The sequence below is a fragment of the Ruegeria sp. SCP10 genome, from assembly GCF_040329495.1.
GTDB lineage: Bacteria > Pseudomonadota > Alphaproteobacteria > Rhodobacterales > Rhodobacteraceae > Ruegeria.
Map to the genome: position 1 here is coordinate 1,120,177 of NZ_JBDZYF010000001.1, position 21,939 is coordinate 1,142,115.

The 21,939-nt window shown below is 58.0% G+C and carries 19 protein-coding genes; 11 read left to right on the plus strand and 8 right to left on the minus strand.

Translation table 11 applies throughout. The features are described from left to right. Positions 1–79: 79 nt before the first annotated feature. Complete coding sequence (locus ABLN87_RS05690) at positions 80–508, plus strand: DUF4177 domain-containing protein (RefSeq protein ID WP_353008200.1); 429 nt, start codon at positions 80–82, stop codon at positions 506–508. 143 nt (positions 509–651) lie between these two features. Further along, positions 652–1,551 carry a hypothetical protein gene (locus ABLN87_RS05695; RefSeq protein ID WP_353008202.1) on the plus strand — a complete coding sequence of 300 codons (900 nt, stop codon included), beginning with the start codon at positions 652–654 and terminating at the stop codon, positions 1,549–1,551. Between the two features lie 6 nt (positions 1,552–1,557). Here ABLN87_RS05695 and ABLN87_RS05700 read toward each other — a convergent pair whose 3' ends face one another. Further along, positions 1,558–1,812 carry a BolA family protein gene (locus tag ABLN87_RS05700; protein ID WP_353008203.1) on the minus strand — a complete coding sequence of 85 codons (255 nt, stop codon included), beginning with the start codon at positions 1,810–1,812 and terminating at the stop codon, positions 1,558–1,560. Positions 1,813–1,918: 106 nt separating this feature from the next. Here ABLN87_RS05700 and ABLN87_RS05705 point away from each other — a divergent pair, with 106 nt between their 5' ends. Further along, on the plus strand, positions 1,919–2,545 hold the full coding sequence (locus ABLN87_RS05705; protein ID WP_170532183.1) for a J domain-containing protein: 627 nt from the start codon (positions 1,919–1,921) through the stop codon (positions 2,543–2,545). A gap of 14 nt (positions 2,546–2,559) precedes the next feature. Here ABLN87_RS05705 and ABLN87_RS05710 read toward each other — a convergent pair whose 3' ends face one another. Then, positions 2,560–3,651, minus strand: coding sequence for a hypothetical protein (locus ABLN87_RS05710; protein WP_353008204.1), 1,092 nt, complete (start codon positions 3,649–3,651; stop codon positions 2,560–2,562). A 261-nt stretch (positions 3,652–3,912) separates the two neighbouring features. Here ABLN87_RS05710 and ABLN87_RS05715 point away from each other — a divergent pair, with 261 nt between their 5' ends. From ABLN87_RS05715 to ABLN87_RS05745, 7 genes are all read left to right on the plus strand, one after another. After that, positions 3,913–4,518, plus strand: coding sequence for a methyltransferase family protein (locus ABLN87_RS05715; protein ID WP_353008206.1), 606 nt, complete (start codon positions 3,913–3,915; stop codon positions 4,516–4,518). Positions 4,519–4,667: 149 nt separating this feature from the next. Then, complete coding sequence (cobS, locus tag ABLN87_RS05720; RefSeq protein ID WP_353008207.1) at positions 4,668–5,654, plus strand: cobaltochelatase subunit CobS; 987 nt, start codon at positions 4,668–4,670, stop codon at positions 5,652–5,654. A gap of 12 nt (positions 5,655–5,666) precedes the next feature. After that, entirely contained in the window at positions 5,667–6,368 is a 702-nt protein-coding gene (locus tag ABLN87_RS05725) for an aspartate/glutamate racemase family protein (protein WP_353008208.1), read from the plus strand. Further along, positions 6,365–8,242, plus strand: coding sequence for a cobaltochelatase subunit CobT (cobT, locus tag ABLN87_RS05730; RefSeq protein WP_353008209.1), 1,878 nt, complete (start codon positions 6,365–6,367; stop codon positions 8,240–8,242). Before ABLN87_RS05725 ends, cobT begins: the two co-directional genes overlap by 4 nt. Positions 8,243–8,538: 296 nt before the next feature. Continuing rightward, positions 8,539–9,705, plus strand: a complete 1,167-nt coding sequence (locus ABLN87_RS05735) for a winged helix-turn-helix domain-containing protein (protein ID WP_353008210.1) — start codon at positions 8,539–8,541, stop codon at positions 9,703–9,705. Between the two features lie 74 nt (positions 9,706–9,779). Beyond that, entirely contained in the window at positions 9,780–11,570 is a 1,791-nt protein-coding gene (locus ABLN87_RS05740; protein WP_353008212.1) for an aminopeptidase P family protein, read from the plus strand. Between the two features lie 64 nt (positions 11,571–11,634). Continuing rightward, positions 11,635–11,976: a DUF427 domain-containing protein gene (locus tag ABLN87_RS05745; RefSeq protein ID WP_353008214.1), complete on the plus strand. Its 342-nt coding sequence runs from the start codon at positions 11,635–11,637 to the stop codon at positions 11,974–11,976. A gap of 48 nt (positions 11,977–12,024) precedes the next feature. Here ABLN87_RS05745 and ABLN87_RS05750 read toward each other — a convergent pair whose 3' ends face one another. Next, on the minus strand, positions 12,025–13,110 hold the full coding sequence (locus ABLN87_RS05750) for an MFS transporter (RefSeq protein ID WP_353008215.1): 1,086 nt from the start codon (positions 13,108–13,110) through the stop codon (positions 12,025–12,027). Between the two features lie 256 nt (positions 13,111–13,366). On the opposite strand from ABLN87_RS05750, the gene ABLN87_RS05755 reads away from it, so the two are divergent. Then, positions 13,367–14,734, plus strand: coding sequence for a DUF3179 domain-containing protein (locus ABLN87_RS05755; protein WP_353008216.1), 1,368 nt, complete (start codon positions 13,367–13,369; stop codon positions 14,732–14,734). On the opposite strand, the gene ABLN87_RS05760 is transcribed toward ABLN87_RS05755, so the two are convergent. From ABLN87_RS05760 to ftsZ, 5 genes are all read right to left on the minus strand, one after another. Further along, entirely contained in the window at positions 14,731–16,416 is a 1,686-nt protein-coding gene (locus tag ABLN87_RS05760; RefSeq protein WP_353008217.1) for a chloride channel protein, read from the minus strand. The two genes, ABLN87_RS05755 and ABLN87_RS05760, sit on opposite strands and share 4 nt — an antisense overlap. An 89-nt stretch (positions 16,417–16,505) precedes the next feature. Next, positions 16,506–18,155, minus strand: a complete 1,650-nt coding sequence (recN, locus tag ABLN87_RS05765; RefSeq protein ID WP_353008218.1) for a DNA repair protein RecN — start codon at positions 18,153–18,155, stop codon at positions 16,506–16,508. A gap of 31 nt (positions 18,156–18,186) precedes the next feature. Then, positions 18,187–19,029: an outer membrane protein assembly factor BamD gene (locus ABLN87_RS05770; protein ID WP_353008220.1), complete on the minus strand. Its 843-nt coding sequence runs from the start codon at positions 19,027–19,029 to the stop codon at positions 18,187–18,189. Positions 19,030–19,155: 126 nt separating this feature from the next. Beyond that, positions 19,156–20,076, minus strand: a complete 921-nt coding sequence (gene lpxC / locus ABLN87_RS05775; RefSeq protein ID WP_353008221.1) for a UDP-3-O-acyl-N-acetylglucosamine deacetylase — start codon at positions 20,074–20,076, stop codon at positions 19,156–19,158. A 213-nt stretch (positions 20,077–20,289) separates the two neighbouring features. Further along, positions 20,290–21,897 (minus strand): cell division protein FtsZ, encoded by a 1,608-nt coding sequence (ftsZ, locus tag ABLN87_RS05780; protein ID WP_353008222.1) that lies wholly within the window; start codon positions 21,895–21,897, stop codon positions 20,290–20,292. Positions 21,898–21,939 lie beyond the last annotated feature (42 nt).

The following is a 21,939-nucleotide window of genomic DNA, read 5'->3' on the forward strand; positions in this document are numbered from 1 at the left end:
ATCTCGCCGATCCTGCAGCGGTACTTTCGCCCGTGGATCAGCATGTTAAGTTGGCGCGAATATGGTTTAGGAACAGTTGATGCAGCGCTACGAATACAAGGTCATCCCCGCCCCGCAAAAAGGTGTCAAAGCCAAGGGCGTGAAAACGACCGAGGGCCGCTTTGCCGCCTCGGTCGAGCAGGTGTTGAACCAGATGGGCCAGGACGGCTGGGAATACCAGCGCGCTGAACTGCTGCCCAGCGAGGAACGCTCGGGCCTGACGGGGTCGACAACGAACTGGCGCAATGTGCTGGTGTTTAGGCGCACGGTGGCACAAGACGCGCCAGACGTCGAGACGGCACCCGTGGTTGCAGCCCCAACCCCCAGCGAAACCCCAGAAGGCGTCCCTTTGGCGCAGCCGGTGCCCGGGCCGGATGCGGTTCAAGCCCCGGAACCGATTTCAGCTGAAGCAGATGAGCCTCCACTGACGTTGAAGCCCAGTGAAAAAGACAGTGAAGACACCAAGTAACGCCCGTTAGGGTCGAAAGGCTCTGTGGGTGTGGTTTTGATGGCACGGATTTAACCGACGGGATTGAGGTGGTCATCCGTTTAAGGGTTCTAGTCGTATCGTTCTGAGATACCTTCTTTGCATCGATTGGGAACCCCGCCGCGATGAAACCTTGCACCGTTTGTCTTCACTTAATCACCGCCATCGCCTGTCAGGTTGCACTGCCCGTCGCTGCACAACAACCGCTGGGTTGGGTCAGCCAGATCGACGGGCTTGTAGTATATCAGAGCAGCGCAGATTTGGATCAGGGTGGGGACTTTAGTGCGACGCGCTCGTTCCTGCGGGCCACAGGATTGTATAATTTCGACAGCGAAACATCGCTCGGTTTTTCGCTCAGCTACGGTCAGATAGACTATGATTTCAGCGCGGCCGGTAACCAGCCTTGGAACGATATTCGCGACATCCGAATTTCAGTTCCGCTTCGTTTTCAGGCCGGGCAACGAACCAGTGTGTTCATATCTCCCCAGGTCAGATGGGACTATCAAAGCGGTGCGGAGTTGTCTGATGGCCGTACCTATGGCGTTTTTGCAGGTATTGCGTGGAGCGTGAGCGAAAGCCTGACCATCGGCCCCGCTCTAGGGGCCTTCACACAACTAGAAGATAGCGGCGTGGAAGTCTTTCCGGCACTGTTGGTCGACTGGGACATCAATGATCGCTGGAATCTGAACACTGGATCAGGAATTGGTGCCACGCGCGGGCCCGGGTTGACTCTCAGCTATGCGATGAATGGCGATTTCAGCCTCTCGCTTTCCGCCCGGTCCGAGAAAATCCGCTTTCGGTTGGACGACAGCGGGCTAGCGCCCAACGGGATTGGTGAAGATCAGAGCATCCCGGTCGTCGCATCTCTAAACTACACGCCAAATCCCGGTCTGTCGGTTACCGTTTTTGCAGGGGCCGAATTCGATGGTCGACTGACACTAGAGGACGAAACCAGCACTGAGATCAGCCGCCAAAGCTATGACACAGCCCCGCTGGTCGGCCTTGCCTTTCGGTTGCGGTTTTAAACGCATTCAGACGTCGATATCCAACGCCAGTGCGTGGATGCGTGGCACGACGTCTCCCAACACCTTGTGCACGGCCCGATGGCGCGCGACGCGCGATTGACCCTCGAATACGGCGGCGCGGATGCGGACGTTGAAATGGCTCTCGCCGCCTTCCTGAAAGCCTGCATGGCCGCGATGGCTTTCGCTGTCGTCGATCACCTCTAACTCTCGCGGGTCAAAGGCGGCTTGAAGGCGGGTTCGGATGTCCTCGGTTATGCTCAATTTTGTGCTCAGCGGCAAAAAACTTGCCGCCCCCCTCTTCTACTTTCGGCAGCTTAGACTAAACTGCTGCCTCCGAGTCGAAAAGATGCGTTCGTGAGGATAAAGCATGGCGAAATCAGACCCCTTTGGATTCGATATGTCCGTTTCCAGCGCCAAGAAAAAGAACCCGCGCGGGCGTCGGGGCATGTCGGGCGCATCTGAAACCTCGGTGCGAATCTGTGACCATCCCGGATGTCAGGAGCCCGGAAAGTATCGCGCACCCAAGGCCCCGGATGTGCTGGATGATTTCTACTGGTTCTGCCAACAACATGTGCGTGAATATAACCAGAAATGGAACTTCTTCGATGGCACGACCGAGGCCGAGTTGAATGCTCAGCGTTCGAAAGACAAGGTATGGGAGCGTGAGACCAAACCCATGGGCGACCCTGAAGCGCGCGCATGGGCCCGTCTGGGCATTGAGGATCCGCATCAGGTTCTGGGCGCAAATAGCACCCAGAACAAAGGCCGCACGTCAGGTGGTGGTGGTCGTCGTCTTCCCCCGACCGAACGTCGCGCCATTGAGATTCTTGAAGCCAATGACAGCTGGTCCAAAGCCGAAGTGCGCAAAGCCTATAAAAAGCTGATCAAGGTTCTGCACCCTGACATGAATGGCGGCGACCGGTCACAAGAGGAACAACTGCAAGAGGTGGTCTGGGCCTGGGATCAGATCAAGGACAGCCGGAACTTTAAGTAGCTTGGGGCTGAAGACTAGTCCTTTATCGCAAGCTCTAAGATATTGAGCAGGCTGGCCGCACCTTCGGCCAGATTCATCCCAAGCTCTGCTTTGTCAGCCGGGGACAAGTTTGACCACAGGCGGCCCGAGTGTTCGCCTTTCAAAATCACCGCATCCGCGCGACCGGTTTCAACATCCAGTGTCATGCTGAGGTCTTCGGTTTCCATCTGCAACGCAGGCGCCCCGTGGGTCAAATGGCGCAAGGCGGCCTTTCGCTCGGATTGCAGCTCTGCAATGCGCTGTTCGCGTTCCGCCTGATGTAGCGTGGCTGCTTTGTCCATGTCTTTGCGCCAGGCACGCATCGCAGCAAGCACTGCGCCCCCTGCCGTAAGCGGCAACAATGGTGGGCACAGGACCCCAACCACAACACCCAACCCGACCCCGGCCCCGACGCCATGTTTCAGAGCTCGCCCCCCTGCATTTAACCGCATGGATATCGGAGTCAAAACGGTGTCAGACAGTGCACCAGACACGGTTTTCTGCAAATTCTCGAACAATGCCGGAGCAGACGCGGCGCGCGACAGTGTACCTGAAACACCGCTCTGAAGGCCGCTAACCAGATTAGGCATTGCAGTTGCATGCGATTTCGCACCCTGCCAGGCGGAGTCCGAAGCCGAAGCAAGGCCGTTGAACGCGCGCGTAAGGCGCGACGGCTTTTGATAGGGTTCGTCTGGGATTGCCGCGTATTGGGCAAGCACCTCAAGCTCGGTTTTAGCATCCATCAATTTGGATTGTTCCATGCGTCGTCTAGCCACTTTGGCCAACTGCGCAGCTCGATGAACCGAAATCAGAATCTGGTGTTTTTCATCATCCGATATAGACACCATCTGATCCATATCATCGAATATCGACATGATGGCGAGGAAGCTTGGTACATGAACGATATGGAACGCCCTGTTTTGCCGCCATTTGGCAGGCTCGGCTCTTAGAGCTTTGTCTATGTAGACCAGATCATTCTTTAAGGTTCCAATAGCGCGTCCGAAATCCCGATCAGCGGATTCGCGTCTTTCAACGAGTTTGACTAGAGCATCAATATTGCTCAGTTTTTCATCATCAACATCAATCATTTCCAAACTAGAACACGCTCTGCATAATCGACTTTTTATTGGTCGCAATTCTACCGACAGATGCATCGGGTTTCGAGTTATTTTCTGTCAGAAACGAACTTTCGCGCGCTTTTCATGACTCTCAAAATAACCGAGGCGTCGCGCTGAACCGTTAACCGGCTCTGGGGTCCTCAACCTGTTACAAAGCCTTGCTACGGCCTGTCCCTATGGGCTGCGCACTGTGCCCATATCCGAACATGACCTTTGACAACGGAATTCGATATGGAACCCCTCATCTATCACGTTCATACGATTGCTCTTTGTGTTGCTCTGGGCTCGGCCCTGTTGCTGAGCGGATATCTTTCTCTGAATCTGCGCCTGCCGCAGCTTGGCCTTTGGCCCAGCGCAAACGGATGGCGGCACCACACGGCTTTTGGCCTTTTTCGGTTGTTCTGCGGTGCAACCGTTGTGTTTGCCCTGTCCGAAGTGTGGGTGAATGGCTGGGGCCATTGGAGCCGCTATGTGCTGGGCCTGCCGATCATGGTGATGTCCTTTGGCATCACGCTTTGGGGCTATCGGTTCTTGGGGCTCGATAACACCTATTGCGAAAGTGATGGGCTGGTAACCGGCGGCATGTATGCCTATTCGCGCAACCCGCAATACGTCACCTCGGTTCTGGCAACGATTGGCCTGGGTATCGCTAGCGGGTCGTGGCTGACCCTTGGTCTGGCCGCTATTCTGTTCGTCATCTACTTTCTGTTCGTTCTGAACGAAGAACGCTGGCTGCTGCAGGGTTATGGCCGCGCATTCCGCGACTACATGCATCAGACCCCGCGTTTCGTTGATGAACGCAGCCTGATCCGAATGCGTGACGCCATTCTGGATTAAGCGTCGTTCTGCCCGCCATAAGGCCAGTTTGAAAGAAAGATCCTGTCAGCCATTTCATCACGCGGCTTTCCCTTGCCCTTGTCTGCAATATGTTGCACCACACACGGGTTCAAACCCGGTGAACGGGCCAAAGGATAAGGACAAAGCGCATGGCTGACGGATCGATCGACATCAACGCAAAACCAACCGAAGAGATTTCGGTTCGTGAAGTGTTCGGAGTTGACAGCGACATGGCGGTCAAGGGTTTTGCGGAAGCAAGTGACCGTGTACCGGTCATCGACCCAACCTATAAGTTCGACCCGGAAACCACGCTGGCGATCCTGGCGGGCTTTGCTCATAACCGCCGCGTGATGATCCAGGGCTACCACGGCACGGGTAAGTCGACCCATATCGAACAGGTTGCCGCCCGCCTGAACTGGCCCGCCGTGCGTGTGAACTTGGACAGCCACATCAGCCGGATCGATCTGATCGGTAAGGATGCGATCAAACTGCGCGACGGCAAGCAGGTCACCGAGTTCCACGAAGGCATCCTGCCCTGGGCGCTGCGCAACCCCGTTGCCATCGTGTTCGACGAATACGACGCGGGCCGGGCCGACGTGATGTTTGTGATCCAACGCGTGCTGGAGCATGACGGCAAGCTGACCTTGCTGGACCAAAACGAAATCATCACACCGAACCCGAATTTCCGCCTGTTTGCCACCGCAAACACCGTGGGTCTGGGCGACACCACCGGCCTCTATCACGGCACGCAGCAGATCAACCAGGCTCAGATGGACCGCTGGTCTCTTGTCTCGACGCTGAACTACCTCAGCCATGATGCGGAAACGATGATCGTGCTGTCCAAAGCGCCGCTGTATAATACGGCTGAGGGGCGTAAGACCGTCAGCCAGATGGTCACCGTTGCCGATCTGACCCGGACCGCTTTCATGAACGGCGATCTGTCCACCGTTATGAGCCCCCGGACGGTGATCAACTGGGCCCAAAACGCCGAGATTTTCCGCAACATCGGCTACGCCTTCCGTCTGTCCTTCCTGAATAAATGCGACGAGCTGGAACGCCAGACCGTGGCCGAGTTCTATCAGCGCTGCTTCGACGAGGAACTGCCGGAAAGCGCAGCGAGCGCCAGCGTGGGGTGACGGGGGACCGCCATGCATATCGGATTGATTGGCGGGATCGGTGTTGCTGCAACGGTGGTTTACTATCAGCGGCTGAGTGCGGCGATGGCGGCGCGTGGACAGCCGATGGAACTGACCATCGTACATGCGGATGTGCAGGAATTGATCCGCAACAATCTGGCGGACAAACGGGATGCACAGGCGCGGGTCTACGCAGGGCTCATTGATCGCCTTAAAGCGGCAGGTGCGGATTGTGCAGCAATCACGTCGCTAGGTGGGCACTTCTGCTATGATGAGACCTTGCCGTTGTCTCCGTTGCCCCTTGTTTCGGCTGTAAAGCCTCTTGATGCGTATTTCGCCTCACAGGGGTTTGGCACTGTAGGGTTGCTGGGAACGCGTGTTGTGATGCGGACCAAACTGTATGGTCAGCTTGGGCAAACCCGGGCGGTTGCGTTGGAAGATGAGATCGAGGTGTTGGGACAAACCTATCAGGATATGGCGGTCGCCGGGGTTTGTTCCGATCAGGATCGCGCTCTGTTTCTGGACGCAGGTCGCCGTATGGTGGATGATTTGAATGCCGACGCCATCGTTTTGGCCGGGACAGATCTGAACCTTGCCTTTGACGGGCTAGATCCCGGCTATAGAGTTGTTGATGCGCTGGATGTCCACGTGGACGTGCTGGCGTGTCTGGCAAGTGATGAAATGACGCTTGAAGAAGCAGGGGCGGACAGATGAGTAAACCAAACGACAATCCTGCTGATCCGTTCAAGAAGGCTCTGGCCGAGGCCACCAAGGTGATGGCCGACGATCCTGATTTGTCGGTAAGCTATACGGTCGACCCGTCTGGCCTATCGGGTGAATCGATGCGTCTGCCTCAGGTCAGCCGTCGGATGACCCGCGAAGAGGTTCTGCTGGCGCGTGGCACTGCGGATGCTCTGGCCTTGCAACGTCGCTATCACGATGACGCGACCCATGCGCGCTATGCCCCTCCGGGCGATATGGCGCGGGACCTCTATGAAGCGATGGAAACCGCGCGGTGCGAAGCGATGGGCGCGCGGGATATGCCCGGCACTGCGTCGAATATCGACGTCAAGATTGGCCATGAAGCACTGCGGCGCGGATATGATCAGTGCAAACAACCGGCCGAGGCGCCTTTGTCCGTGGCAGCGGGCTATCTGATCCGGCATCTGGCCACCGGGCGCGATCTGCCGCCTGCGGCTGAGAATGTCATGAACCTGTGGCGCGGGTTTATCGAGGAACAGGCGGGCGGAACGCTGGAAAACCTCGACGAGATCCTCTCGGATCAGGCCGAGTTCGCCAAATTCACCCGTCAAGTGATCAAGGATCTGGGCTATGGTGATCAGTTGGGGGACGACCCCGACGAGCTGGACGACGAACAGGAAGATCAGGCCGAGGAAGACGCCGAAGAACAGCCCGATCCGGACAGCACCGGGCAGGATGATCAGGACGAGCAAGATGCTGACGCCACGCCCGAGCAGACGCAGGAAGAACAGCAGGACCAGTCTCAGGCACAGGTCTCGATGGATGAGATGGCCGACGAAGAGATGTCGGATGAGGCCGAGATGCCAGATGGCGAGGCCCCGCTGGAGCCGCCTGCCCCTCCACCCGCTTCCGAGGCTGACCCGGACTACAAAGTTTACCTGAACACTCATGACGAAGAGATCGCCGCCGAGGATCTGGCAGAACCAGCCGAACTGGAACGGCTGCGTGCTTATCTAGATCAGCAATTGGACCAGTTGAAAGGCGCAGTTAGCCGTCTGGCCAATAAGCTGCAGCGCCGCCTGCAGGCGCAACAGAACCGGTCGTGGGAGTTTGACCGCGAAGAGGGTATTCTGGATGCAGGCCGACTAGCCCGTGTGGTTGCAAACCCGACCACCCCGCTAAGCTTCAAGGTCGAAAAAGACACCGAGTTCCGGGATACGGTGGTGACCCTTCTGTTGGACAACTCTGGTTCAATGCGCGGACGCCCAATCTCAATCGCGGCGGTTTGTGCGGATGTTCTGGCCCGAACGCTAGAGCGCTGCAATGTGAAGGTCGAAATTCTGGGCTTTACCACACGGGCGTGGAAAGGCGGACAGGCGCGCGAGGCATGGCTGAACGATGGCCGCCCACAGCAACCCGGTCGTCTGAACGACCTGCGTCACATCATCTACAAAGGGGCCGATGCGCCCTGGCGGCACGCACGGGCCAATCTGGGTCTGATGATGAAAGAGGGCTTGCTGAAGGAAAACATCGACGGTGAGGCACTGGAATGGGCGCATCGCCGCATGCTGGCGCGGCGCGAGCAGCGCAAGATCCTGATGGTGATCTCGGATGGTGCGCCGGTCGACGATTCAACGCTCAGTGTGAACCCGGCGAATTATCTGGAGAAACACCTGCGCGATGTGATCGCCATGGTCGAAAAGCGCAAGATGGTCGAATTGCTGGCCATCGGGATCGGCCATGATGTGACCCGCTACTACGACCGCGCGGTGACCATTACAGATGTCGAGCAATTGGCCGGTGCGATGACCGAACAGCTGGCGGCGCTGTTTGACAGCGACCCCCGCGCCCGTGCCCGGGTGATGGGGATGAAGAAGGCAAGCTAGGCTTGCTGCGCCCGAAGGGTCCAGAGGCCTGATAAGAACGCGAAGATGCTCTGTGGGAACGGTCGGCGCGACCTCTTGGTGCGGGCAGCGTCGTTGCGCATCTGGTAGCGTGTCGGGTGGTGCTTCAGAAGCGCTGTGTCAAAGGGTGGCAACATGTTGAAATCTCCTGATGTTGATTGTCATTTTGCCACTCAGCTAAGCTGACCGCTTGAAGGCGGCATTGAGAAATCCCTAAGAAACCTTTGGGATTGCCATTGGTGCTTGTGAGACCGCCCAAAACCGGATGTATTAATCCCATGCGCTATGAATTTGCAGATTGTGTTCTGGACGTGGATCGTCACGTCCTGACCCGCCAGGGCGAGGCGGTGCCTGTTGAGCCGCAGGTCTTCGATCTGCTGAAACTTCTGGCTGAACATCCCGGCAAACTGGTGGCGCGTGATGAGATCATCGAGCGGGTCTGGAACGGGCGCTTCGTATCGGAATCCACCATCAGCGCCCGCGTGGCCGCCGCTCGGCGTGCCGTGGGTGATGACGGCAAGGCGCAACGGATCATCCGCACAATCGTGCGCCGCGGGCTGCAATTGGCCGCAGAGGTTACGTGCGACCAAATCGTTTCCCAAAGTGAGCCGGCGCAGACCCGCACTCTGCGCTATGTCAAGGGTAGCAACGGTCAGGCGATTGCTTTTTCAGTAGCAGGTTCCGGCCCTCCAGTGTTGCGTGTCGGATCGGTTGTCTACGACATCGAAGCAGAATGGCGGCTGCCGTCGGAAAGGGCCTATCTGAAGGCCATGGAGGCCAAGTTCACTCTGTTACGATACAACAAACATCATCAAAGCGGCTGGGACGATCCAGAAGACACAGACTACGATGGTGTCGTCGAGGATATTTTGGCGATCACCAAGGCAGCAGGCTTTGGAAGCTTCGCGATTGTCTCGGAATTTGGCGGTTTGTTTTCGGCATTAAGATTTGCGACCCGATATCCCCAACGTGTCAGCAAACTGGTCATCATCGGAGGCTGGGCCGAAGGGCGCGATCACCGAGAAGGCGTCGTCGGGCCAGATTCAATTCGCAATCTGATTATTGAAGGCTGGGATGAGCGCGGTAGCGGCTATGCGGTGGGCTCGTTGCTCAGCTATTTCCCGGACGGCCCCCTGGAAACCGTGCGCGAGATGGTGGGCGAGTTGCAGTCCCTCTACTCGGTCGAGCAGAAACTACATCAGCGCGATTGCGGCAATACCGCATCGGTACTCCACTTGTTGTCTGAGGTGAAATGCCCGACCTTGATCCTGCATGGCCGGAATTGTGCGGTGCATCCCCTGTCCGAAGCGCGCAAGCTGGCTGCTGGTATTCCCGACGCGTCGCTGGTCGTGCTGGAAACCGCAAACATTATTCCGCTGCCCGGCAATGATGTCTACGACACCTATCTGCGCACCTTGACAGATTTTCTGTCCGACAACGACTAACCCGCAATGACGCTGGACATTTCTCGCGACAGGTCTCAGGTTTCACCGAAATTCGACAGCTGCAAGAGGCCCTCATGTTCCAGAGTTTCAAAGTCACTGCGCGCCCGGAACAGGGACCTCCGAGATTGGCTGCACTTCGGGCAGAGATAAAGCGCGAAAGGCTCGATGGGTTTCTGATTCCCCGCGCGGATGCGCATCAGGGCGAATACGTAGCCCCTCGGGATGAACGTCTGGCCTGGTTGACCGGCTTTACCGGCTCGGCCGGATTTTGCGTCGCGCTCGGGGATGTGGCGGGCGTGTTCATTGATGGGCGATATCGCACACAGGTCAAGGCGCAGGTCGCTGATGTTTATACCCCGGTCCCATGGCCGGATGTTAGCCTGAGCGCCTGGCTGAAAGAGCAACTGCCGCAAGGTGGAAAGATCGGATTTGATCCCTGGCTGCACGCAGCGGGACAAATCTCTACCGCGGAAAAGGAGCTTGAAGGCAGCGGAATCGAACTGGTGCGCTCCGACAATCTGGTCGACCGAGTGTGGGAGAACCAGCCTGCCCCGCCGATGAACCCGGTCAAAGCACACCCGTTAGAGTTTGCGGGAGAAGCCGCGCGTGACAAGATCACGCGATTGGCGAGTGGGGTACAGGACGCAGGGTGTACGGCAGCGCTGATCACGTTGCCGGATTCGATCATGTGGCTGCTGAACATTCGCGGCTCTGATATCGCCTATAATCCGGTTGCTCATGGTTTCGCAATTTTGCACGCCGCAGGCCAGGTGGATTTGTTCATGGCCGCGCAGAAACTTGTCGAGGTGCGCGATCATCTTGGTGATGAGGTTTCGATCCATGACCCTGTTGATTTTCTGGATGCGGTTCAGAAGTTGGACGGGCGTGTTCAGGTCGACGCAGGCACGGTGCCGCAGATCGTGGCAGATGTGCTGGGCGACAAGATGGTAGATGGTGGCGATCCCTGCGCCCTACCTAAGGCCTGCAAAGACCCCGCCGAGATTGCAGGCAGCGCCGAGGCGCATCTGCGCGATGCGGTCGCAGTTGTCGAGACCCTGTGTTGGCTGGATGCGCAACAGCCCGGCAGTGTGACCGAAACGCAGGTCGTGACCCGGCTGGAACATAACCGGCGCAAGGACAATGCCTTGCAGGACATCTCGTTCGACACGATTTCAGGTACCGGCCCGAATGGGGCCATCATGCACTACCGAGTGACCGAGGAGACCGACAGTCAGTTGCAGAATGGCCACCTGCTGGTTCTGGACAGCGGCGGGCAATATCTGGATGGCACCACTGATATCACCCGAACCATCGCCATTGGTGAGGTGGGTGACGACGAAAAAGCCTGTTTCACCCGTGTTCTAAAAGGCATGATCGGCCTGTCGATGATGCGCTGGCCTGTCGGTTTGGCTGGGCGCGACATTGAGTGTATCGCACGGGCACCACTGTGGCTGGCGGGGCAGGATTTCAATCACGGCGTCGGCCATGGTGTGGGCGCATATCTCAGCGTGCACGAAGGCCCACAGCGCCTGTCACGCGTCAGCCATGTGCCGCTGAAACCCGGGATGATCCTGTCCAACGAACCGGGATACTATCGCGAAGGGGCCTTTGGCATACGCATCGAAAATCTGGTCGTCGTAGAAGATGCCCCAGCCCTGCCTGGTGGCGATGATGAACGCGCGATGCTGAATTGGCGCACTCTGACCTATGTGCCTATTGACCGCCGGCTGATCTTGGTGGACATGCTAACCGCCGCCGAACGCAGCTGGCTAAACGCTTATCACCACGACGTTGCGGAAAAAATCCGACCAAGGCTGGGCCCTGACGCTCAACTGTGGTTGGATGCCGCAACTGCGCCGGTCTGACACCGGACTGTTACATAGAACGGGCAGAGGAGAGCCCCACGCGACGCTGAGGGAAAGGCAAGAAATGACAGAGATCACAATCGAGAAAGCTGATGGCAAGTGGAGCGTCCGATCAGGCGGTGCCATTCTGGGCGAAACAAACAATGCTCTGATACTGCTGGAAGGCGATCTGGAACCAGTGATCTATTTCCCTCGGTCCGACATCGCGATGGCTTTTCTGGACCAAACGGACAAGGTCACACATTGCCCGCACAAAGGGGATGCGACCCATTTCTCGATCGTCAACAAGTCATCGGTCACCGAAAATGCCGCGTGGAGCTATGAGAGCCCGATCCCCGGCGTAGCAAAGATCAAAGACTACATCGCGTTCTATCCGGTGGAGTCGGTGAAGGTGGAGCAGATTTAAGGCAATGGATCGAATAACCCGGCTCCTGAGTGGTTGCTGATTTCCAGATCACCCGGCCTTGCTTGGTGCTCGGCTCGCAACCAATATGGCGGCAGCAACAAGCGCGACCCCTGAGGCGGTATGCACGACCGTCCGGAAATCATAGACCTGCGCGATAAGCCCTACGGCTGGCCCGGCCAGAAGACCTGTAATCATGAGGGTGTTCCAGTACATGGCCGTCGCCTGTGCGGGACGGTCGGTCGCGAATGACTGGACATAGCTGATGCCCAGGCTGGCGTAGAGACCGTAGTACAACCCTTCCAGTGCAGCGGCACCCAGCATTTGCGGAAAGGTCTGAACAGCCGCAAGGAGTTGTATGGTGATCACCGCCAGCAAAGTGGTGGCGATCAAAGCCGGACGCATTCCAAATCTGCTTATGATCAACGGTGTGCTGAAGATCGCAAACACTTCGACGAAGGTTTTAATGCTGAATGCCAGGCCCGGTGCGTAGCCAGGCAAACCGACCTCCTGCACATAGAAGACCGGCAGCGAGGTGAATGTCAGCGAATGCGCAAGCGACAGGCAGAACACAAAACCTGCCGCCAGCCATAATTGGCGCGACGCTGAAGCTTGCGAAATGTCGCTACCCGGAACTTCTTTGACTCCGGCGGCGATATCACGGGGCAGCGTCGTCCACCACAATGTCAGCCAGATCAAGGCGACGATGAAAGAGAGCATGAACACCGCACGCAAACCAATCTGATCGGCGATCAGAAAACTCACGGCAGGGCCGATCATCCAGGCAGTGGATGTTGTCGCGCGCATATATGCATTAAATCGGCTCCGCGCGATCTCATGCCGTTCAGCCATGCTGCCGCCAAGGCTGAACATGGTCGACACCGCGCTGGACCCGATGCCAAAGCCCACCGCACCAATGGTCATGACCATCCAGATGGTCGGTAAGGCAGACAGCGAAAGGGTGGCGGCCAGAAATCCTGCGATAGCGATCCCGACCAGCGGAAAAACGGGCGCGCCTCCGTCAATGCGTCGCGCAAACTGTCTGTTCGCGAACAGGGTCAGGCTGAGCGCCAGAACAGAATACACGCTGATCACCCATGGCTCGTACCCCAATCCGTCAACCAGAAAAAAGCCCATGAAAGGCACAATCATCGAACTGCAGATCGTGCCGCAAAACAGTAGCAACAGGAATAGCAGACGCGCAGAGGCTGGATTGGAAGGCATGACAGAAATGGATTGCAAACAGACGTACCATGTTTTTCAGGCCCGGCGAGGCATTGCAACTGCCGAGTTTAGATGCCTCTGACACAGGTTTCTGCAAGCTCACGCATCTGTTGCGTGAATGTGAGCGCGTCAGCGGTCAGAATATGGCCAAGCAGAAGTGGAGGATGCCATGTCAGTTTCACGCCGCAGCTTTGTTGGGGGGCTGAGTTTCAGCGCGCTGGCACCACGCGTGCTTTGGGCGCAGCAGGACCCGGTCCTGCAGGCACTGCGCAGCACGCTTTATTCCGGTCGAACCGAGTTTGAGGCACAGACGGCCTATCTGACGCAGCGCGGAAAGCCGGATGTGGTGCCTGCCCTGCTGACTGCGATGCGATACGGGGATCGGCGGCGGGATGAAATCTCGGAGGTGATGGAAACCCTCAGCGGGCAAAAGCTAGGTACAGACTGGTTTGATTGGATGCTCTGGCAAGAGCGGAATCCGCAGCTGATCCCGCACCCATCGCTTATTCCGTTCAAGCGCGAGGTTCTGCTGGGCCTCGACCAAAACTTTGATCTGTTCCTCCAGCCCGAATACCTGGCACGGGACCGGATGAAAATCAGGCTGGAAGAGATCGCCTGGGGTGGGGTTTACAAAGACGGTATCCCTTCGTTGGACAATCCAACCCTCATCTCGGCGGCTGATGCCAGCTACCTCAAGGGTGACGATCTGGTCTTTGGCGTCTCGATCAACGGGGATGTACGCGCCTATCCGCTGCGGATCATGGGATGGCATGAAATGTTCAACGAAGTGATCGGAGGAGTTCCGGTCGCACTTGCATACTGCACACTGTGCGGGTCGGGCATTTTGTTTGAAACGCAGGTTGCGGGTCGGCGCAAACCGTTTGTCTTTGGCTCCTCTGGCTTCCTCTACCGGTCAAACAAACTAATGTTTGACCGCGAGACACACTCGCTGTGGAACCAATACACCGGCAAACCCGTGGTCGGCCCATTGGTTGATAGCGGGATTGAGTTGAAGCAGCGACCGGTGGTGATCACGACCTGGGACAACTGGAAGACCTCGCATCCTGGTACCCGCGTACTATCGTTGGATACTGGGCATCGCCGAAATTACGGGTCTGGCGTGGTCTACCGCGAGTATTTCGCCTCGCCCGAGTTGATGTTCCCCGCGCAGGTCGATCAATCCCAGCACCGACAAAAGGACTACATCTTCACGATCCGTCAGTTCGGTGCTGCGCGGGCATGGCCTTTGGACGCGTTCAGCCGCACCCGTGTGATCAATGATGCAATTGCGAACCGCCCTCTGGTTCTGATCGGAAACCCGGATCGCCGGACCGTGCGGGCTTATGAGCGGGCGGGGCACAGATTCAAAGCCTCTGACGGTGGACTGGTGGATGAGACAGGACGCAAATGGACACTGTCCGAAGAGATGTTAACCGGACCAGATGGCGCGCAACTGCCGCGCGTCGCCGGGCATATCTCTTATTGGTTTGCCTGGGATAACTATCTGGGTGACGCTGCCAGCGTCTATGATGGCTAGGAATGTTCCTCGGCCGCTGTGGCCGCCAACGCCCTGTTGTAGGCCTTGAGCGCATCGACATGATAGAGCGCGCCGATCGGGGTTTCTGACCCGTCCTCTTCCAACAAGATCACCGGAATACAAGGAATGTCTTCCCGGTCGAAATAAGGCATCGCGGCTTCCAGTGTGGCGCTGGCTTTGACACAGAGGCCCCGCGCGATCAATTCCTGCGCCTCATCCGCCGTAATCGAGCGCGCGTCACCGATTGGCCGCATCACTGCCCCGGCGCGCAGCATGGCAAGCAGATAAGCTTGCGGGCCAGCGGCCAGATGCACATTTCGGCGCTCCAGCTGTGTCAGGAAGAAAGACCGGTCCACCAAACGAGATGCCAGCGCCGTCGACATCGAGACCGAAACCATCACCGCCAAACCGATCTGCCAGTCTCCGGTCAGTTCAAACACGATCAACGTGGTCGAAATCGGTGCGCCCAGCACCGCGGCTGCAACCGCTCCCATCCCCGCAAACGCATAGAGCGTGTGAGTCCCCGACACATCCGGCAGCAACCCCGTTGCAATCAAGCCGAAGGCCAAACCGGTCAACGCCCCGATCATCAGAGAGGGCGAAAACACCCCGCCGCCCATGCGACCACCCATGGTGATGGCCACTGCGATGGTTTTGATCACGGCCAGCAGGATAGCGGTCGTCAGAACCAGATCACCAGTCAATGCACGGATCGTGGTTTCATAGCCGACACCGATAATATGCGGAAACCAGATGGCCAAAACGCCCAGCATCGCCCCCGACACTGCCGGACGTAGCCATCCCGGCAAAGACAGGCGGTTCTGGACGTGGGTGCCGATGTCTTCAGCAAAAAAGATTGAGCGCATCAATACCAAAGCAACGAGACCGCAGATCAGGCCAAGGATCAGAAACGCAGGCAGTTCCACATAGAACTTCAGGGACCCCGGCGTATCCAGCGCGAATTGGGTCACATCCCCATAGGCCAGCCGGTTGATCACCGTTCCTGCGACCGACGCAATGACGATGGGCGCAAAGGCGTGAACCGCGAAGTGGCGCAGCACGACCTCGAGTGCGAACAAAGCCCCAGCAATGGGCGCGTTGAAACTTGCCGAAACAGCAGCAGCAACGGCGCATCCCAACAGGTCCCTGCCTGTGATCCCATCCGCATGAATACGGTTGCTGACCCATGTCGAAATAACCCCTGCCATATGCACAACCGGCCCTTCTCGACCGGTCGAACCGCCAGAGCTGAGCGTGATCAGTGAGGCAAAGAAGGACGCGATACCCGCCTTCGTCTCGACCCGGCCATCCGTGATTGCAGCACCTTCGATCACATCCGCAACCGACCGTACACGACCATCATCGGTGAACCGGTTCAGGATCACACCAACTAGCAAACCGCCCAGGATCGGGATGATCAGAACCATGTACCACGGCAGTTTCTCGGCATGACTGTGCAGCAGCAGGATATTATCTGTGTCGTACAAATAGGCCTGTAAAAACTGGATCGCCTTACGGAACCCCAAGGCCATGAACCCGGCGGCAATCCCGATCACCAAAGCGATAAACCAGAACTGAATCTGACTAGGCCCGCGTCGGCGCATCACCCAAAATGCATCTTTGATTGCGGCGATGGCCTGATTCAGCTGGTTGCGCAGTACGGTATAGGTTGATTGAGTCATCTGCCTTCGGGGCTCGTCACTTAACCCTTAGTAAGCCAAGGGGCGGTCATATAAAAGCATGGCAGGACAAAGAAGGCGGCGCCGATACATCACGCCTTCAACAGCGCACGTGCTGCGGCCCGCGCTTCGTCGGTGATCGTATCGCCCGAAACCATCCGGGCAATTTCGTCCACACGGTCACCTTCGGCCAGCGGTACAACGGTAGACAGCGTCTGCCCGTCGCTGACCTGTTTCTGCACCCGCCAGTGGTGTGCTGCCCGTGCGGCCACCTGAGGTGAGTGAGTCACGACCAGAACCTGCCCTCCTTGCGCCAACGCCGCCAACCGGCGGCCAACCGCATCGGCGGTGGCGCCCCCAACGCCCCGGTCAATCTCATCAAAGATCATGGTGCGCGCACTGTCATCGCCAGACAGACAGACCTTGAGCGCCAGCAAAAAGCGGCTGAGCTCGCCGCCAGAAGCGATCTTGTTCAATGGACCCGATGGCGCGCCGGGGTTCGTGGCCACGGTAAAGGCAACCGCGTCGATACCTTCGGGACCCGGGTCCGCTGTGGTGATTTCGGTCTGGAACACGGCGCGTTCCATTTTGAGGGGTGCAAGCTCGGCCATGACCGCTGCATCCAATTGACCGGCCGCCTTTTGACGGGCCGTACTGAGGGTCGCAGCCTCGGCGTTGTAAGCAGCCTGCGCGGCCTCGACTGATGCGCGTCGATCGGCCAGATCGGCATCGCCTGCATCCAACCGTCCCAGACGATCCCGCAAGGTATCGGCGAAGGTGCCAAGATCGTCCGGCGCGACATCATGCTTTCTGGCAAGCGCGCGGATCGCAAAGAGGCGTTCCTCGGCCGCTTCCAGCTCTGCCGGGTTGAAATCCAGCGCCTGAAGGCAGGCGTTCACGCCATCCTGCGCTTCGCCTAACTCGATCAGCGCGCGGCCTAATGCACCGATCGGGCCTTCCAACTGCCCGCCTGCATTGTCCGAAACACCCTCCAGCCAACGCATCGCATCCGACATCGCCCCTTCGGCCCCGTCGCCACCCAGCAGGTCAAAAGCCCGGGCGACATCATCGCGGATGCGTTCAGCCCCCTGCATCATGCGGCGGCGGGCGTCCAATTCAGCATCTTCACCAGGTTGCGGGTCCAGCTTGTCCAGTTCGGCAACGGAATGGCGTAGGAAATCTTCTTCGGCCCGCATCTCAGCCAGCGCCGCCTCGGTCTCGGCCAGCGCTTTACGGCTGCGCGACATTTCGGACCATGCGCGGCGCACTGCGGCTAGTTGCTCCGAGACCTGAGCGTAGTTGTCCAACAGCAGGCGATGCCCACGCGGGTTCAGCAATCCGCGATCATCGTGCTGGCCGTGAAGCTCGACCAGAGTCTCGGACAGGGCGCGCAGAACCTCGCCCGAACAACGCCTGTCATTGACCCAGGCGGTCTTACGGCCTTCGGCAGTGTTGACACGGCGCAGGATCAACTCTTCCCCACCCGGCAGTCCAGCCTCGGCCAAAACCTCGTGCGCGGGATGGCCTTCGGGCAGTTCGAATTCGGCCACGACCTCGCCTTGCGTAGCCCCCTGCCGTACCAGTTCGGCCCGACCGCGCCAGCCCAGAACAAATCCCAGCGAATCCAGAAGGATCGATTTGCCCGCCCCGGTCTCACCGGTCAGTGCGTTCAAACCCGGCTGGAAGGTCAATTCCAGCCGGTCGATGATCAACATGTCACGGATATCTAAGGCACGCAGCATCGGGTGTTAGCATCCCCAGACCGTCACCAGCTTACAACCACTGGCCCTTGATCGTCTGGCGATAAATCTGGCTGAGCCAGTTGTTGCCACGGCTCTTCAGATCCAGCCCGCGCGAGGTCAACAGCTTGTAGGCATCGTCATACCATTCCGAGGACTGGTAGTTGTACCCAAGGATCGCACCCGCGGTCTGCGCCTCATCAAACAGACCCAGAGACAAATAGGCCTCGACCAGACGATACAGGGCTTCGGCTGTATGAGAAGTTGTCTGGAAATCCTCAACCACAACGCGGAATCGGTTGATGGCCGCGACATAGTGATCCTGACGCAGGTAGTAGCGCCCGATCTCCATTTCCTTGCCCGCCAGATGGTCGAAGGCCAGATCGAATTTCAACACCGCCGAGGTCGCGTATTCGCTGTCAGGATAGACTTCGATCACGGTCCGAAGCGCTTGCAGCGCCTGAAAGGTCAGACCCTGATCGCGGCCCACTTCGTCGATCTGATCATAGTAGCTGAGTGCCAGTAGATACTGCGCATAGGCGGCATCTTCATCCGTGGGATAGAAATCGATGTAGCGCTGCGCAGCGGCACGGCTTTCTTCATAATTCTTGTCGGAATGGTACGAAAATGCCTGCATGATCAGCGCGCGTTTTGCCCAGTCAGAATAGGGGTAAAGACGCTCAACTTCCGAGAAATACCAAGCCGCATCATCCGAGCGATTCTGCGACAGTTCATACTCTCCACGGGTATAGATCTGCTCGGGCGTGAAGCCTTCGAGGTTTTGATCGCGGTCTGCGCCCCTGTTGCCGCATGCCGTCAAAACTGCTGCCAGAAGAATCGCACCTGCGAACCTGACTGCCGCTTTGCTGCCAACCATACCGCCCATCCTTGTCATCTTACTTACCGGGGTTCGCCCCGAATTGAGCCATGGTCTAGCATAGATATTTCCGGTGCAAAACGCCTTATGCACCCTCTGTCGCAAATGTCGTCAAAGGTGAGCGGCTCAGGCCACCGCCGGAATCTCTTCCTGAACCAGACCTTGCCCAGGCAGCCGTGCTGCCTGTTCAGGGGTGCACAAGATCGGACGCACAGCGCCCGGCGTTTCAAACAGCTTCCGCAACAGCGTGTTGGTCATAGAATGACCGGACTTGTCGCCGGTGAAATGGCCCAGAATCGGCCCGCCGGCCAGATACAGATCACCCAGAGCGTCCAGCATCTTGTGGCGCACGGCCTCATCCGCGTGGCGGAAACCGCCCGGTGTCAGCACCTCTTCGCCCTGCACCACCACTGCATTTTCCAGTGTGCCGCCCAAGGCCAATCCATTTTCGCGCATTGTCTCGACATCAATACGGCGACAGAAAGTGCGGCAATCGCTCAGCTCACGTACAAACGAGCCATTGCGCATGTCCAGTGTCTTGGTCTGATTTCCGATTGCGTCATCTTCAAAGTCGATGTGAAAATCGATGATCAGACCATCCGCAGGCGCAATCGTTGCACTTGCACCTTCGCGGGACGCAGTAACGGGTTTGAGCACTTCGTAAGCCAGAACCGGGCTGGCCTGACGGCGCACGCCCTTGGCCATGATGCCGCGCACGAAATCAATCGACGAGCCATCCATGATCGGAACCTCGGGGCCGTCAATCTCGATCAGCGCGTTGTGAACACCACAGCCCGCAAGTGCAGCCATGATATGTTCAACGGTAGAAACCGATACACCCGCATCGTTCACCAGACGGGTGCACAGCGGTGTCCGCTCGACCACGTCATAGATCGCGGGGATCAATGCATTGCCCAGCTCAATATCCGTCCGCTTGAACCAGATTCCATGACCTGCCGCAGCGGGTTTCAGAACCATAACGACAGGCTGCCCGCCATGCAGTCCGACGCCGTTAAAGGTAACCGGAGATTTGAGCGTATGTTGCAAATTGGGCCTCAGCGAGTGGTGTCCAGCCTGTTACAGCTGTGTTGGCCACTCAGTTAAGGAAGCACGGGTCTATGCTCAACTCACTCTTTGTAACTGAATGAAACATGGATGTGACAGATCGGCAAAACCCTGCTTATTCTCCTATATCCATCTGTTAACAAAGAAAAAAGGATCGCCGGAAGGCGATCCTTTGCATTCAATTTGTTACCGCGATCAGTTGGCCTGACGGCGCAGGAAAGCAGGAATTTCGATCCGATCCTGATCGGGGTCGGCCTCTTCATGCGCGGGTGCCGTGGCGTCAACCTGGCGCATCGCGGGCTGCTGACGGGCTGGCTGAGACGGTGTGTCTGCCGCATGTCCGGTCATCCGATCGATCAATCGGTTGAAGCCAAAGCGCGAGCGTTCCTCGGTTTCCGCGTGCGCCTGAGGCGCCGCTTCCTGTGGCCGGGTTGCCGTCAGACGCTGCGCCGAAGAAGGTACGTTCTGGACAGCGGCTTGCAACCGCTGCAGCGCTTCTGGCGAAGGTGTTCCTGCGGGTTCCGGCTGCGGCGCAACATAGCTTTCGGGGGTCTGTTCGAAATGCTCCGGCTGCGGTTCAAACTCAGCGACCCGAGGCTGATAGGCTGGCGGAGGCAGGCCGTCATCCTCCTGCTGATCCTGCGCCTGGAACCGGGTTGCCGGGTCTTCGGTAGTTTCGAACAATGTCGGCTCACGGTTCTCGACCATCTCAGGTGCAGGTTCAGCAACCTCAGCAGCAACAGGCGCTGCCTCCGGTGCTGGTTCTTCTGCAGATACGGTGCGGGTCAGCGGCTCTGACATCGAGCGGCGCGCCACCGGAACGTCCGAGGTTTTTTCGGTGGCGTCGATACCGGTCGCCACGACAGAAACGCGCATTCCGCCTTCCATCGCGGTATCCAGGGTTGAGCCGACGATAATGTTGGCCTCTGGGTCCACTTCCTCGCGAATGCGGTTGGCAGCCTCGTCCAGTTCGAACAGGGTCAGGTCGTGCGAACCAGTGATGTTGATCAGCACGCCCTTGGCACCCTTGAGGCTGATTTCGTCAAGCAGCGGGTTGGCAATGGCTTTCTCGGCCGCCTGAATGGCGCGGTCTTCGCCAGTTGCTTCTCCCGTACCCATCATCGCCTTGCCCATCTCGTCCATCACAGCGCGCACGTCCGCGAAGTCTAGGTTGATCAGGCCGGGGCGCACCATCAGGTCGGTCACACCTTTGACGCCCTGATACAGAACGTCATCAGCCATCGAGAAGGCTTCGGTGAAGGTGGTTTTTTCGTTGGCCAACCGGAACAGGTTCTGGTTCGGAATGATGATCAGTGTGTCGACGACTTGTTGCAGAGATTCTACACCATCTTCGGCCTGACGCATCCGCTTGGCGCCTTCGAACTGGAAGGGCTTGGTAACTACACCAACGGTCAGCACGCCCAGTTCCCGAGCAGCTTGCGCTATGATCGGCGCAGCACCCGTACCGGTGCCGCCGCCCATACCGGCAGTGATAAAGCACATATGCGCGCCGGCCAAATGATCGACGATCTGCTCAATGCTTTCTTCTGCGGCGGCTGCGCCTACGGCTGGGCGGGCCCCTGCCCCCAGACCTTCGGTGACTTTCACACCCAGCTGCACGCGTGCAGAGGAATGGCTTTGCTGCAGCGCCTGCGCGTCGGTGTTGGCAACTACGAAATCAACGCCGTCCAACTGCTTTTCAATCATGTTGTTGACTGCGTTGCCACCCGCACCGCCAACACCAAATACTGTAATCCGAGGCTTCAGTTCGTCGTGCCCGGGCATCGAAAGGTTCAATGTCATGCTCTGTCCGCCTGTATTTTTGTCCCGCCAAAGCGGTGTTTT